We start from the raw sequence: 15320 nt of genomic DNA on the forward strand, positions 1-15320 counted from the left end.
AATTCTTGATGTCAGATCCAACACAAATATAAAACATTTATGAATAGAGCTCGCAAGAACTGATTTGGATCCTGAAAATCCCGGAAGAAAGACCTGGAAGATCTATCAGGAGGGTACTTTACAAAAAGTCAAACTCACGCATTTCGACAAGGGAGAAGGGCATATACCAGTAGAAAAAGCTTTACTCCAGGAGCAAGTCAGCACGTCGGTTAAATTGATGGCATTGATGTTCGTCGTCGACTTCACAAAGAACCAAGGTATTCCCAAAGGAAACCACATCAAGACGTTTGCGGGAAATTCCTAAATTGGCCAGATACTCTTGGACAGCTTTTGCTCGTTTTACCCCGAGAATCATATTATAACTTTCTGTTCCACGTACATCCGTATGGCCCTCAATTACGAGTTCATAATTGGGGAAGCGGTTCATCCAACTAGCCGTGGCATCCAAACGATCTTGAACTTCTGAGGAAATCTCCCAGCTATCGAATGGAAAGTACACAGTGGGAAAAGGATCTACTGGGGGCTTTTCCTGAGATATTCCCGTCTTAGGGCCTTGAGGAATACTCATGCGTTGGGCAAGTGACGAGGAGCCTTCAATTTCCCCTGTCGAAAGAGAGCTCAAAGTGGCCGGAGGTGGCCCTGACGTCAAGACATCCGCAGACTGATGGGTCATTGAAAGCGACTCACATCCCCATGTTGCACACACCATAAGAATCCCAAGAAATCGTACAAACATATATCAACTCCCTTCTTTTTCCCATTTTTTCGGCAAAGCACCCCCAAGACTTAAGATTTTAAGAGGATAATCATTTTTTTAGTGGACTATTCGATCATATTTTCTAAACGTTTGAGGAGAACATACTGCACTACCACCTCCGTAGTATTTCAAAACCGTTTTCCCGAAATGACGGGGTATAAAATCAGATTTTTTTGAAACGAATTAAAGAAAAGAAGAGGAAGGTACAACTTCAGGAGGTATCTTCAAAAGGTGTGTAAATAGGAGAGAGGCGGTGTATCCTCTCGGGTGACGAAACCCACCGGGAAAATCCGGTTAACAAAAGGAGGCACCGCCATGAAGAAGCAGAGCACAACGCAGACTGGTGAATCAAGCCCAACCTGGGAGACCTTAGAGGTCTGGATTCGGGGTCATGTCCAACAATTTCAACACGTCTTGGAAGAGGAAGTGACGGAGTTGCTTGGCCGACAGAAATCTGTCCGGCGTATCGGCCTCGATGGGTCCTCTGGGTACCGGAATGGGTATGGCCAACCACGGCGGTTAACCTTGGGCTGCGGCACGAGCATGGTGCGGCGTCCACGGGTCCGCGAGTGCGAGGAACGCTTGATCAGTCGTGTACTCCCCTTCTTCAAGCGAAAAAGCACTGCTGTAGATCATCTCTTGCCCGAGTTATATCTGCACGGGCTGGTTCAGGGTGACTGTGATCTGGCTCTTGGTGGATTGTTCGGCGCAGACGCGCCGCTCTCGAGTTCCACCATCGCCCGACTCAAGACACACTGGCAGGCAGAATTCGTGAACTGGCAAAGCCGGTCGCTGGAGGACCTGGAGGTCGTCTATCTCTGGGTAGACGGCCTCTATGTGAAAGCGGGGTTAGAGAAAGACAAGGCAGCCCTCCTCGTGGTGTTGGCGGCGTTGAGCAATGGGCAAAAAGTCATCCTTGCTGTCGTGCCAGGCCACCGAGAATCCACCGCCAGCTGGAGTGCCGTGTTACGGGATCTGAAAGCTCGTGGGTTACGTACCCCCCGGTTGGTAATTGGCGATGGCCATCTGGGGATTTGGGCGGGCCTGCGCAATGTCTATCCGGATGTCGAGGAACAGCGCTGTTGGAATCACAAGAGCCTGAATGTGCTCGACAAACTTCCCAAGCGCGCACAACCGGAAGCCAAGACTCTCCTCTGTCAGATTCCCTATGCGCCAACGTGCCGGGAGGCAGAACGGCGAAAAGAGCAGTTTGTGCGGTGGTGTGAACAACAGGGGCACATGGAAGCCGCCACCTGTCTGGAGCGGGATTGGGACCGGCTCACGACCTTTTATCAATTTCCACAGCCGCATTGGCAACATCTGCGCACGACGAATCCAGTGGAGTCGCCGTTTGCCGCCGTCCGCTTACGCACGGATGCGGCCAAACGGTACAAGAAAGTGGCCAATGCCACCGCAGTAATTTGGAAACTGCTCATGGTCGCGGAACAGAGCTTTCGTCGAGTGAAACATCCGGAGTTGATGGCCGAAGTCTATCGCGGAGTGGAATTTGTGGATGGAAAACAATCGAAAACTGAGGTGGCCGCCTAACTCTGTTTACACACTATTTGACGGAACCTCACTTCAGTGGGCAGAGTCCTAAAAAATGGTAGGAACTTTTTACCTATGGGTGATGCAATAGGTCATCCTTGGATTGAGTCAATACAAAAACATGGTCTAGCACCGAAAGATTATCAAGCACATTGGAGCCTAACGCCTGAACAGATCCGATGACGATCATACCGATTAAACTTAGAAGTAAGGCATATTCCATCGCTGCCGTCCCATGCTCTTTACAAAAAAAATCACCCATTTTCGCAATCTCCTTCTGAAACTACGTTCTCACTATTGTAGGACTTTCTCCACCAAACCTTATATGCAAATGGTAAACCGAACATATTGAGCGCCCTATTTCCAGCAATTCCCCTTGCTTGCCTTAACTACCCTCGCCCACTTAGTCCTTATGAGGAAGACGTCAAACCAGCCGTCCGTTCCTCTTTTGACAAACCCCTCGACACTTTTAGAAATGGCACAGGTAAATCCACCAACATCTAAAGAAAATTTTCTTATAGTCAAATAAACAGCTACAGAAAGTGTCAAACAGCACGACGAATGTGTAATGTATGCCCCAAAGGGCCTAATAAAAAAAATTATAATTAGAGGAAAAGGATGAAAAAATGTGGTAGGGGAGGCATCAGAGCACTCTGAAATTCCAAGATAACCCCTATTCACTAGTAGCGAGCGTTCGGTATGCCTCAGCTCATGGAATAGGAAAGTTCCATTTGGGATTCACCCACTCGTTCCTAAAAGGGTATTTGCAACCCATATGAACAGGTTTCTCAAAAGCATTGAGGGCTAATGAATGCACCACCATCTGGTAGCGGATCAAAAGTATCCTCCTCACGGAACTATTTTCTGGGATTCTTCAGACTTGTGTTCCTAACATTCACGAGAGTGAAACCGGAAATTTTTGAGTTGAAAGTTATAACCTTTGATCATTCAAATTCTTTCGACCCCTTCATGCTCTTTCATTACGGAAATAAAAAACCACGAAAAGATCAAGATAAAAATCCGTCAAATAGGATTGGCAGGTGGGGAAATTTTATTTAAGAATTGAATTCCTTAGCTTAATGAGGGACGGAAGGAGTCAACGCAACTTGTAGCGCTTGCGCCATATCCTCCATTAAGACCGGCTTGGACAAATAGGCTCTGAGCCCCATCGATAAGGCTTTCTCTTTATTCATTGTGTAACTGAATCCTGAACACAAAATAACGGGAAAACCTGGCCGAATGCTCATTACTTGACGAGCCAGCAATTCTCCCGTCATGCCTGGCATGGTTTGATCCGTCACAAGTACATCAAATTGATGAGGATTCTCTTTAAATGCCTGCAACGCTTCAGGACCATTGGAAAATACGACAACTATGTAGCCCGCATTCTCCAACATATCCTTGGCCCATTTGGCAATAGACACCTCATCGTCCACAAACATCACTGTTCCCTTCCTAAAATAAGAAGAAGACTTTGACGGGATCTGCGGAACTTCGACAGGGAGAGAGGAACAAGGGAAATAAATGGTAAAGGTCGTACCCAGGCCTTTCTGACTATCAACCCGAATCACACCTCCATGACTCGTTACGACACCATGAATAACCGCCAACCCCATCCCTGTGCCTTCCCCAACATCCTTAGTGGTAAAAAACGGATCAAAAATTCGTTTCGTAACACTCGGTGACATCCCTTGCCCGGAATCAGCAACTTTCAGGCGGATATAAGGCCCCGCATGCAGCCCTTGAACAAGAGAAGCCGTCGTTTCATCAACGGCTACTTCATCTAATGTTACCGTCAACCTTCCGCCCATCGGCCGCATCGCATATTCCGCATTAGCTCCCAAATTCATGATTACTTGATGGATCTGAGTTGCATCAGCCAGAACCGGCGCAGAGCTTGGTTGGAGTTCGGCATGCAAGGAAATCGTAGACGGAAGAGAAGCACGAAGGAGGTTCAGGGCTTCCTGCACAATCGGCTGTAAATGCATCACTTTTCTTCCAGATTCATCTCGCCGGCTGAAAGTTAAGATTTGCCGAACGAGATTCTTGGCCCGATAACTTGCTCGTAAGACTTCTTGTAAACGGGGCAACACCGGACTGCCCACCCCAATTTGAGTCATGGCCAGTTCGGTATAGCCAATAATGGCCGATAAGATATTATTAAAATCATGTGCAATCCCACCGGCCAAGGTCCCTACTGCCTCCATTTTTTGGGCCTGACGACGCTGCTCTTCACTTTTTAGAAGAGCTTCTTCTGTCTGCCGTCGCTCGGTTAAATCGCGGAGAAACCCACTAACAATTATTTTCCCTTGTGATTGAATAGCCGTAATGGCCAATTCCAAAGGAAACTCATGGCCATCACGGTGTAATCCGGACAATTCAAACCGTTTATTTAAAATTGCATTGACCTCTGAAGTGAAAAAGTGTGGAATTCCCTGTGGATAGGCGTCCCGGTATTTCGGTGGGATGACCGTAGTTAGCACTTGTTGCCCAATGATTTCCTCCCTGGACCATCCAAACATGCGTTCCGCCTGTGAGTTCCACCCAATAACATAGCCATATTCATCTAGAGTGACCACGGCATCAAGGGCGGTGTCCAGAATGAGCCGTGTTCGTTCTTCACTTTCCCGTAGGGCCATCTCTGCCTCTTTTCGTTGCATAAACTGCCCAATCTGGCTTCCAACAGACACCATTTGGTGCAACAAGGCTTCATCCGGCTCCTGGATTTCCCCGCTAAAAAACTCCATTACTCCAAGAATTGTGTCACCGAGCCTGATAGGAAAGGCAAATGCCGCATGCAATCCTACCTGAGCGGCCATTGGTGCACGAGGAAAATTGGGGTCCTCGACCGCATCAGGAATCCAAATCGGATTACCCGTCTCCCAGATCCGTCCAGGCAGGCCAACTCCCTTCGCAAAGGACATACGTTGTGTCACAGTAACAAATTCAGAAAACCGTTCATGGGAAGTTCGCCACACTTCCACACAGAACAGGATTTTTGTCCCAGGCTTCACCTGCCAGAGTACCCCCACTTGCCATCCTAAACTATTACAGACCGCCTGGAGAATTTCTGGAGTGGCTTGCTGAATGGTCGTGCATTCGGCCAACACCCTGGCAATCGCATATTGTGCAGCTAAACGGCGTTCAGCAAGTTTTTGTTCTGTCTCATCCCGTAATAATGCGGTGAACAGACGCTGGTCCGCTCGCGGCGATTCGGTCAAGGCCAACGACAGAGGGAAAACTGTTCCATCTTTTTTTTGAGCCTTGAATTCCTTCAGCAAAGCACCAACATGTTTTACTCCCGATTGCCGATAGGACAAGACAAATAGATCCCATCCGTCTTGTTCCGAAAAATTAACCAGATTTCTAAACGGCCTGCCTATTACCTCTGAGGCTTGCCAGGAAAACATCGCTTCCGCTGCTTCATTAAATGTTTCGATCTTCCCATCCTCATTGAAGGTCACAATTCCCTCGCCCTCACTCGCTACGACAGCTGGCAGTTTTTGCCTGTCTTTAGGGGAGTGCTGCCTTCTGCCACTTTTACCTTGAGCCAGGATAAATCCGACCGCCATCATAATTCCTAGGTCCAGTAAACCAATGGCTCCTCCACCAAGAAAATAGAGAGATTGGATTTCCTGAATATTGATTTTTGCTATTACTCCTAGAGGAAGACCTGCTAGGGGTTGATAGGCCAGCAAAACACTCTTACCACGACTATCAGTCAAAATTTGCGTGCGGCTATCGACGGATATATCCAGTTGAAATTGAGAAGACCTCTGCCCTCCATTTTTATCCAGGCGAACTAGAAGCATCTCTCCTGTTTGCCCAAAGTGATGATGATCCCTCAGAGCATCAAATTCCTGTTGAATACGATTCTCGAAGACCTCTTGAGGCATTGCCCCTTCCGGCCAGTCTGGAGGTAAGTGCTTCATGGCTTCCAAGTAATGAACGTATATGTTAGTCAGATGAGTCAGTCGATCTTTTTCATCCTCAATGGATTCAAAGTAAAGCCCAATAAACACAAAAACGCTAAGGGTCAGGAGTAAAACTGTTCCCATTAGAACCATTTTTAAGATTCGTTGCTGCTCAGGAAGCATTAAGCACCGGAAATGGAACAGAAAAGAAAGGCAGGACGAGCAGTCGAACTACAGGAACTATGCGTGAAAGCACGAGGAAGAACGTCAAAGAGAATCAATGATCCCCTCCCTCAATCGAATGGGAGCCTCCAACCATCCATAAAGTCAGAGGAATATCCTATGCTTTTGCGCCAAAAATGTCTATCCAGAAATCCAACATGAGAGGATGGTTGCAGATGGAAGACAAAAGCCCCGCTCGGGATTCTACAACCCCATTGGAAAGTAAGACCTAAACATCTTGAGGAAACTGTTCTGCCACCCGTCCAGCACCTATGCGGGTCAGAAATGATTCACTGAGTACGAAAATGAATACGGAGGGAGATCTCACCATCGATAGGTTCCTCGCCATTCATTTGTGGCAAAAACGTCCACTGCTTGAGAGCCAGTAAAGAAGCTTGAGTGAGTTCCCTATGTGCGGCAGGTTGAAGAATAACCACGGTGACATCTGAATTTTTACTGACCAATATTCGAGCTTTGAGCCAATCGTCTAAGATCTGCCCATCTAAGGTAGATGGAATTGTCGGCCAGGGGGTTCGTTGTGGGACCGGTCCAAGTTGTTGATCTTTATTAAGCCGGAGCCCATGGACATGGACCGTGTCGAGGGTTTCCACCTGTACATCTTCTTCATGGTCAGATTGATGCGTCGCGAAATCTGATTCGGCCGGATAGGAGAGCGAGGGCCCACTTAATAGCCAGAGCACCTGCATGAAGAGACCAAAATTCCGGGAAACGCTCATAGAATTACCCACCAAAAAAGAATTGTCCACGAAAGAAAAATGAACGGGGCATATTGGCATGGGCCACACCAAGGCCAATACTGCCCTCCCCATCGTTTAGAAACACGTTTTGGTCCAAGAGATTGATGACATCAAACCCCAACAGGGCTTTATAGTTATCCCACAGAGGAAGAAGTTGTTCGATGGATAGATTATAGGTGGTGTAGGATGGACTATGGGTCGCGTTCGTTTTCCCCCCAGGATTTGATGAGCGGAGTCCAGACCCGAACAACATTTGCCCTGTGATCGTCGTATGGGCAAAGGGGCGGTACGTAAGCACAGCCGAACTGGTGACCAATTGCATATGATCACAATACACTCCGCTCTTGGAATTTATATCATTAATTTCGTTTTGCTCCAACAAAAAATAACCTGACTGCAGATTTTTTCCGCGACACTGCCCCCAAGCGACATTACCACGCCCGTAAAGGTTGTCTGACAACTTCGCATTAACGGACAGATCGATTCCCCGCTGCCAACCCCGCTTAAACGCAAAATAATTAAGAAGCGGGGCCGTTCCGAATTGTCCGGCATCTGATAGATTTTTATTTAATTTATAATATCCGGTTAATTCTATTGACAATGAATCCCCCAAGGCATGGGCGGAGCCGACCTCGAAATAATGGGCTCGCTCCGGTTCCACTGTTCGATTAGTCAAATTTTCTGGTTGGGCCGTAGTGCCAATGGTATTCAGTTGAAGAAATGGAACAGCTTCAAGATTCGGAGGAGTAAATAATCTTCCATAAAAGGCATGAAAGACATGATTGGGAGTCATGGCATAAGTGGCGCCTACCCGTGGACTCACTTGTCCATCATTGGTCAACGCCTGGATTTGATCGAAGCGAACACCAAGATTAAAGGTCCATTGAGCCCAGGGGGTCCATTGGTCTTGAATCCAGAATTCCTCGCGCCATCCAATGGTGCGGTTATCGGCATTGCGGGAAATGACTCCCCCTACTGGATCGCCTGCTCCATCCCTCAAAAAAGCCGACAACCGGGTTTTATTCACCGCCTGGGTCCTTTGAATCTGGAATCCCGTTTTAATTAAATGATCGGGATTTAATCGATGACTGTAATCAAACCGTATCCCACCAACATAGGACCACCGATCCTGATCGCTTACCGAAAAAGGCTCTTCAGTATCTTGTGTATAGGATAAGGCATTGAAGGGGTCGGTCGTGAACGTGGCTCGGGAATGCTGAAAAAACCCTGACAGGCTGAGAAACTGATCCTGGCTCCAATCATGCCGCCAAACCAGATGTGAATACTGATTGTTCTCCTTTTGGTATTCATCTATATTTTGAGAAGTCACCGGTTCAAACCCCGGATCAGTCCCCTGGATAAGCCCGACAATAGTAGGATTTGCGGCCAGCCCCGGTTGAGTTGGAATTTGAAATTTGGCAATGGAGTTAAGGAATAACCACGACATGCTATTCTGGTTATCCATCTGCCAGTCCCCGCGCAACATGGTTTGGTTTTGATTGCTTTGATCATGGAAAATAGTTTTCCCTAAGGTGGGAGGGTTAATCCCTCGGTTCGTGGACGTAAAGCTATTTTGCAAATAGTAGCGAAAGCTTGAGCCAACCGTACCTCCATACTCAAAAGCCGGATTAATGGTTTCATTCGACCCTCCAAAATATTGCACCGAGCCAAAACCTGGCTTTGTCCCGCTTTTAGTGATCACGTCAATAACGGCTGCGGTTTTATTCCCGAATTGTGCTTCTGGTCCACCCAGAATAATGTCTGCGCGCTCCCACGTCCGTGGAGAGATGACATCCGTAAACACCGAAGAGACGGTATCGGGAATCGGAACACCATCCACCCGGAATTGGTAATTGGCGTGATCCTGACGAATGTGTACTTGCTTCAGCCCCCCGTCCACCGCACTCGGAAGGGTTAACAGCAGATCATTTAGAGCAATATTATTCCCTCGTGGTAACTCCTCGATATCTTTGCGACTAATAGAATAGGATTCTCCGGAGAGCCGATGCTGAATGGGAGGCAAAGAAGCCACAACCTCAAGAGTAAGCTCTTGTCGATGTGCCAAGGTTAACTTGACCTCCAGAAATGGATCGTTTTCAATCTTAAGAATCGTTGATTCGCTCGATAAGTCTGACTGAGTTGCTCGAATAGAATAAATCCCAGACTCAGGAGGAGCTAAAATAAACTCACCCCCTTCGTTCGTCAATTGAGTCTCAATGAGGGTGCCTTCTTGATCCCGCAATTCTACTGTTGCCTGAGGGACTCGGCGAAGATCCTCATATTGCACTAAACCGGTTACAATCCAGATTGATTCGTTTTTGCCTTTGTCCTTAGCCTGAACGAAGCTAACACCTACAAACGTCCCCAATCCGAAGATCCAGAGAAAAAGGCCACACCATATCACCCATTTATCATTTCCAAACAACATCCAGAAACCTCCAGCAACTAACAATCAATTAGCCACATGTCTCCCCTTGCGTCATTCACAATGCCCTTCCGCGTTGGAAGGCTGTGCAAAGATGTCTTGAGGGTGAGAGACAGCTGTAAAAAAGAAAGTTAAGAGAAAGGGGAAGCTGGAGGACCGCGAGGGTTACCGAGGGAAAGGGTCAGAGACGCATACGTCTCTTTTCCATCAAAGAAAAGGAAACCGGCAACAACAGACCAATGAGATAAACCTGAGACATCCCAAACTAGGGAATGGGAAGTATGGTGCTGTACCCATTGGCACAAATCATCATCAGAATGTTGATGCCCATCATAATCCACCTCAGCAAAGACATGATGGATTTCCAGGGCCTGCACAAACGGTATTGAGCTCAACAATACCAAAGCAAGGGCTAGAGCCAAGCTGATATTAAATCGAGAGATGAGAGATGGCGGTTTTCGGATCATGAGGATTTTTTGCCAACAATGGGCTTGCGCCCGAAAATACCAAAGGCCTTTAAGCGTGTCAACAATAATTGCAACTAAATTGCAATAAAGGTTTTCGGACAATACAACAACTACACCATTGTCTTGCATCGATTCGCTTTAATCAAAATCCTGTCAACGCTAATAAAATTAATTAAATTCCCGGATCACCCCACCCGGAAAAACCCAATTTCATTGTCAATGCTCAAATCGGCCTTCAAGGCTTGTTGGGTCCCAACCGAAAAGCCTACTGAGGCCCATCCTAAGGATCTAATCATTAAAATCTGCTTCTTGATCGAGGAATTTACGCATTGGGGACTGCCAACAGACTTTTTATCAGCATTATGGTAATAGCCATCGGTACAGTGGTGGGTGGGCAGGCTATTCTCAGTCGATTATCTTTAGACCAAACTCTTCTCCCCACTCGCTCGCATACTCCCAAATCAGTCCAAGTGGCTGCTGGAAGCGAGGATTCGGTGATTGCCCTTGAACATTTGGGAGGTGTTTGGGTGGCCCGCGTGGAGTTGAATGACTTCCATGAAGCCAGACTCATAGTTGATACGGGGGCCACATTTACAACCATTTCAGAAGATTTAGCATTTGATGCGGGAATTCGGTCAGATACGGCCCATTCGCCGGTTAACCTTCTTACTGTCGGGGGAAAGGTTCAAGCCAAACTAGGCGTCGCGCGAAGAATTCGTGTGGGAAATATAGGCAGAGATGATGTCCAGGTGGTCATCTATACGATACCGAACCTCCCAGACGGGATCGATGGCTTACTCGGACTCAGTTTTTTTGATCGTTTTCTTGTTCGCCTGGACCATTCCAACAAACAACTACACCTCTCGCCAAGGACTTAGGCTTCAGAGTCCCTTATCGCTCTACCTTCTTTGGTTATTAATCTTGAACTAGGTTCAATCCCCCATCACTTGACTGGGAGTTTGGGGATAGGGCATAAACTTTCCTCCGATCCCTACTAACATTACAAGAAAAAGCTCCCATCCTCAGGATACAGAGAATCAGTCCTTGACAGTCCTCGAAGGCAGTATGGTAATACTACCTTTCCCCTAACCAGACAGGACTTAACCCATGCGATTTTTCATTTATGCGGACAATTTAAATCCCACACAGCTCAAGCGACGTGCTCCTGAAGCACAATTTTTATTTATGGCATACGTGCCAGACCACACCATCAAATTCGGTCGGTGGTCAAACCAGTGGCGTTGTGGATTAGCCACCATTGCCCCTTCTGCTGGCGAACGAGTGTGGGGAGGGGTTTTTGAACTCACTCAGGAGGATGTCCAAGAAATGGACAAGTTTGAGGGCGATCTTCCAGAAGGAGCATTTCGTCATGTTGAGGTCCATGTGTTCACACAGGAAGGAGAAAAAGAGTTCGTAAGCACGCACGTCGCCCAAAGCATTGGAAAGTTTAAAGCCAAAGATCATTATCTAGATTGGATTCTTGCGGGAGTTAAGCATTGGAAGTTACCGGATGAATGCGTGGACATGTGGAATCTGTTTCGCTCTCAATGAGTTTTTCGTTCATTCTTTCTATTAAATTTTTCTCTTTTATCTATTCGTTAAGAAGGAGTATCTATGCCAAAACCGAAGTATCATATTCTGGTATGCACGAATTCCCGTCCTCCTGGACATCCCAAGCCTTCTTGTGGAGCTGCGGGCGCTCAAAATTTATTAATGGCACTTAATATGGGCTTGATTGAACGCGGCGTTCAACCCGGGGAGGTATTGGTCAGCGGGACAACTTGCCTCGGGCCCTGCGAAAGTGGCCCTAACGTTGTCGTCTATCCAACGGGAACCTGGTACTCTCAAGTCAAAGATTCCGATGTGGCGGTTATCCTGGATGAGCACATCAAAAAAGGATCGCCTCCTGCCCAGCTCAAACCGGATTCCGTTTGGTCTTAATTGCCGGCTTTTGCCTGTATAGGTTAAGCATGGATGAACATCAACATCATGCAGGGCATGGATCACATACCGACGATTCTCAACCGTCTCATCTCACACACAAAGCACGGAAGGCATCCTCTTTAGTCTGCATGGTGCTCACATGTAGTGATACCCGAACGCCAGATACCGATACCAGTGGAAAGCTAATCTGCCATCTTTTAAAAGAGCAGGGACACTCTATTTCCGAGTACCGAATCATTAAAGATGAACCGGCCGATATCAAAGGGCTCCTCCTCCAAGCCAGGGGTCAGGAGGCCCTTCAGGTCATCATAATCAATGGCGGAACAGGTATTTCCAGGCGAGACTCCACATTTGAAGCCGTCGATGATTTATTGGAAAAACGGCTTAATGGATTTGGAGAGCTTTTTCGGTATTTGAGCTATCAGGATATTGGATCGTCCGCCATGTTGAGTCGGGCCACCGCGGGCACCTACGGGCAACTGGTGGTTTTTTCTATTCCCGGTTCTCAGGGGGCTGTTCGCCTCGCTATGGAGAAACTTATTCTCCCTGAAATGGGGCACATAGCTGGAGAACTCACCAAATAGGCACCTTCAGAAAAGTTATCCTTCATTTCCATTCAGAACCGTCCATGAAGAACACAGATCAGGCGAGGCCAGAATTTATAGGCTAGTAGACCATCTTTCCTTCCGCCACCATCACCACCTGGCCTCCCACTTTAATTTCTTTGATCACATCATCATCAGAAAAAATCTGCACCAAAATACGGGACGGCCGATCAATTTCATATCCTTGCTCCATAACCACTTCAGTGGTCGGACCAACTTCTACGACTCCATTTTTAACTAAATAGGCACCTAGGGCGCCACTTGCGCTGCCTGTTGCAGGGTCCTCCGAAATGCCGATGGGATCGGCAAACATTCTCGTGTGAACAGTGGCGCTTTCCTCCACTGTCATCGTTGTAAAAATCATAATTCCATTGGCCCCAAAGCGAGCACAAATCTCTAAAACTTCAGAATGATCAACCTCCATGGATTTTGCGGCTGTCAGACTTCGAATGGGTACAATGAGTACCGGTAATCCTGTCGATACCAATTCAACAGGGAAAAGGGTATCGGCAATGAGCGATCTGTGAATTCCCAAAGCCTTGGCAATATCATAAATGGCCTCCGCCTGTGTGATGACATCTATAAATTGCGGAGAGGGTTGCGACATAATGACCTGTTCAATTTGTCCCTTCAGAACAATAAGGTCAAGCGCATATAAGCCCAGGGTACATTCATAAAAAACTTTCGTCACGGGCTCCTGCAAGGCAAGATGCTTTAGTGTCCCAAGAACATAAAATGTCCCCAAAATCGGATGACCCGCAAACGGAATTTCTTGGAGCGGGGTAAAGATCCTCACCTTGGCGGCAGCCTTGGGATCGGTAGGTGGAAGGATAAACACCGTTTCAGACAAATTCATTTCACGCGCAATTTGTTGAAACTCCCGCTCGCTAAGCTCTCCTGCGGACGGAAACACTGCCAATGGATTACCGCCAAAAGGCTCACTGGTAAACACATCAACCTGATAAAATTGAAGCCAGTTTTTAGAAGAATCCATAATCAACTTGAAAACATTTCAGGTGGGATTCATGACATGTTAGGCGAATCTCAAAACAACAAACTATACAGGGCATGACAGCATAAGAGGATATAAGGAAATTTTACTGACCTCCCGTAACCATGCATTCCTCATAAGCTCTTTGCCAGCCGGGAACTCCTCTCCCTCCCATTCTCCCATCAGTTATCTTTTCACACATTAACGAATCGTTTGCTTTCTTTTGTTGACTGAATGTCTCCTGGCTTTCCAAATTCCCGGAACACCCCACAGCCCCCACTAGCAATAAAAAAAAGAATACTTCTCTTTCCCTTTTCACCAGCAATACCTCCAAAATCTTGATTGGTTCGGTAGGTCTGGACCACCTACCTCCCATCTACTTTTTTAGAAAATATTCCGACAATTTACGCTAATAACGGGATTGCTTCATAAGAACGAGCCAAGGGATTTCGCACATAGTCCTGCACATAGTTTTGTAGTGATCCATTTCGATACAATCGATTATTGGCAAACTTCGTGCTAATTTTTGGCAAAACCCTGACCTTCACTCCGGTCTTACTTACAAAATCGTCAACATGAACCCCGGCAATATCGCGATTCGGACCTCTTCCGGACTCCACAATACATTGGGGGACATAAATATATTTCTCTGTTGTCAGCCGTTTGGCAATGTCATTTAACGTCAACAAAACCGTACAATCAGAATCCCCTCCAAGAGTGGCATTGGGAACATGGAGAAACTTTGCTCGATTTCTCCTGAACATAGACAATATCCGGAATACACTGCCCGCCATAACGACCGAATCCCGTTTTTCTAATTCCAAAGAGTCAAATAGACTGAGAATTCGCTTTCGGTTCAAAAAAGCCGTCACATAGGCTTCAGTATGAATGGTCGTAAAATTTGGAAGGCCCGCATCGTATATCTTTTCCGCCTCAACAGCAAGATATTTTCGACCTTGCCTCATCATACGACTTGCTGCCTCTTGAATTCCGCCCACCGGCGTCAAACATCCCATCCACAATACACATCGAGGATTAATTCGGGAAATCGTTTTCGCATCTGCAGACATGGTGTTTTCATCAAAAGCATAAAAATTTGCAGAAGAAACTGCAGGACCATCCAAAATCTTCATCAGATGCTTAACCGATGGAGCATGCGGCATCAGTTTTTGTCGATACGCCCCAAGTGTAATGACGGATAACTCAAAATTTATTCTTCCCGGATATTGCTCCACCAACCGATGAATCTTGGGAACATGGACAAAACCAACCGTGAAAAATTGAATGCTTTTATCAGTAAATTTCAAAAAATCTTCGATCCACTCCATGGCTTTCGGATGAAGAAACAAATCAGTCCATTCCATGTATTCATTACCACCCAGGCACCAGAACTGAAGAGGATCTGTTGGCTTAGAGTTAATATAATTCAACATAAACCGCCAGTCTTCCTGGGAGGTTTTGGGTGGGGCCAGTGTCTCTCGGTAGGAATGGTCTAATTCATAGCAAAATGCACATTTGACCGGACATTGTTTCCCTAAGCTCAACGGAATTTTCCCTGCATCCATTTCCCGCTTCAACACATCGCGGTAATCCTGACCGGCAAATAACTTTGGAGCTTCTAATATGGGGAGTTCACGCAGCATCGTCAAAAATTTCTAAGAAAAGTCCGCCTGTGGTTAAATCTGAAAT

At 46.8% G+C, this 15320-nt stretch carries 12 protein-coding genes and 1 pseudogene; 5 read left to right on the forward strand and 8 right to left on the reverse strand.

All coding sequences use genetic code 11. The annotated features are described in order from the left end of the window. Positions 1 to 181: 181 nt before the first annotated feature. The gene (locus tag H6750_17330) at positions 182 to 736 is read right to left on the reverse strand and encodes an OmpA family protein (GenBank protein MCB9776070.1); all 555 of its coding nucleotides are present in this window, start codon (positions 734 to 736) and stop codon (positions 182 to 184) included. 336 nt (positions 737 to 1072) lie between these two features. Between H6750_17330 and H6750_17335 the strand changes: the two genes are divergently transcribed. Next, the gene (locus H6750_17335) at positions 1073 to 2305 is read left to right on the forward strand and encodes an IS256 family transposase (GenBank protein ID MCB9776071.1); all 1233 of its coding nucleotides are present in this window, start codon (positions 1073 to 1075) and stop codon (positions 2303 to 2305) included. Between the two features lie 148 nt (positions 2306 to 2453). On the opposite strand, the pseudogene H6750_17340 reads toward H6750_17335, so the two are convergent. The 5 genes and pseudogenes from H6750_17340 to H6750_17360 form a co-directional block, all read right to left on the reverse strand. Further along, positions 2454 to 2567 (reverse strand): annotated as a pseudogene (locus tag H6750_17340) (Flp family type IVb pilin). 814 nt (positions 2568 to 3381) lie between these two features. Then, on the reverse strand, positions 3382 to 6363 hold the full coding sequence (locus tag H6750_17345) for a PAS domain S-box protein (GenBank protein MCB9776072.1): 2982 nt from the start codon (positions 6361 to 6363) through the stop codon (positions 3382 to 3384). Positions 6364 to 6731: 368 nt separating this feature from the next. Beyond that, positions 6732 to 7178 (reverse strand): energy transducer TonB, encoded by a 447-nt coding sequence (locus tag H6750_17350; protein MCB9776073.1) that lies wholly within the window; start codon positions 7176 to 7178, stop codon positions 6732 to 6734. A 4-nt stretch (positions 7179 to 7182) separates the two neighbouring features. Further along, entirely contained in the window at positions 7183 to 9627 is a 2445-nt protein-coding gene (locus H6750_17355) for a TonB-dependent receptor (protein ID MCB9776074.1), read from the reverse strand. A 128-nt stretch (positions 9628 to 9755) separates the two neighbouring features. Then, positions 9756 to 10220 carry a hypothetical protein gene (locus tag H6750_17360; GenBank protein MCB9776075.1) on the reverse strand — a complete coding sequence of 155 codons (465 nt, stop codon included), beginning with the start codon at positions 10218 to 10220 and terminating at the stop codon, positions 9756 to 9758. A gap of 200 nt (positions 10221 to 10420) precedes the next feature. On the opposite strand from H6750_17360, the gene H6750_17365 reads away from it, so the two are divergent. The 4 genes from H6750_17365 to H6750_17380 all read left to right on the forward strand — a co-directional run bounded on the left by H6750_17365 (position 10421) and on the right by H6750_17380 (position 12619). Continuing rightward, entirely contained in the window at positions 10421 to 10969 is a 549-nt protein-coding gene (locus tag H6750_17365) for a retropepsin-like domain-containing protein (GenBank protein ID MCB9776076.1), read from the forward strand. 229 nt (positions 10970 to 11198) lie between these two features. Further along, positions 11199 to 11642, forward strand: coding sequence for a gamma-glutamylcyclotransferase (locus H6750_17370; protein MCB9776077.1), 444 nt, complete (start codon positions 11199 to 11201; stop codon positions 11640 to 11642). Positions 11643 to 11705: 63 nt separating this feature from the next. Next, positions 11706 to 12032 carry a (2Fe-2S) ferredoxin domain-containing protein gene (locus H6750_17375; GenBank protein MCB9776078.1) on the forward strand — a complete coding sequence of 109 codons (327 nt, stop codon included), beginning with the start codon at positions 11706 to 11708 and terminating at the stop codon, positions 12030 to 12032. Positions 12033 to 12061: 29 nt separating this feature from the next. Next, the gene (locus H6750_17380) at positions 12062 to 12619 is read left to right on the forward strand and encodes a MogA/MoaB family molybdenum cofactor biosynthesis protein (GenBank protein MCB9776079.1); all 558 of its coding nucleotides are present in this window, start codon (positions 12062 to 12064) and stop codon (positions 12617 to 12619) included. An 82-nt stretch (positions 12620 to 12701) separates the two neighbouring features. On the opposite strand, the gene H6750_17385 is transcribed toward H6750_17380, so the two are convergent. Both H6750_17385 and H6750_17390 read right to left on the reverse strand, forming a co-directional pair. Then, positions 12702 to 13634 (reverse strand): PhzF family phenazine biosynthesis protein, encoded by a 933-nt coding sequence (locus H6750_17385; protein ID MCB9776080.1) that lies wholly within the window; start codon positions 13632 to 13634, stop codon positions 12702 to 12704. Positions 13635 to 14035: 401 nt separating this feature from the next. Then, positions 14036 to 15274, reverse strand: a complete 1239-nt coding sequence (locus H6750_17390; protein ID MCB9776081.1) for a hypothetical protein — start codon at positions 15272 to 15274, stop codon at positions 14036 to 14038. Positions 15275 to 15320: the final 46 nt, after the last annotated feature.

It is taken from the genome of Nitrospiraceae bacterium, assembly GCA_020632595.1.
GTDB lineage: Bacteria > Nitrospirota > Nitrospiria > Nitrospirales > UBA8639 > Nitrospira_E.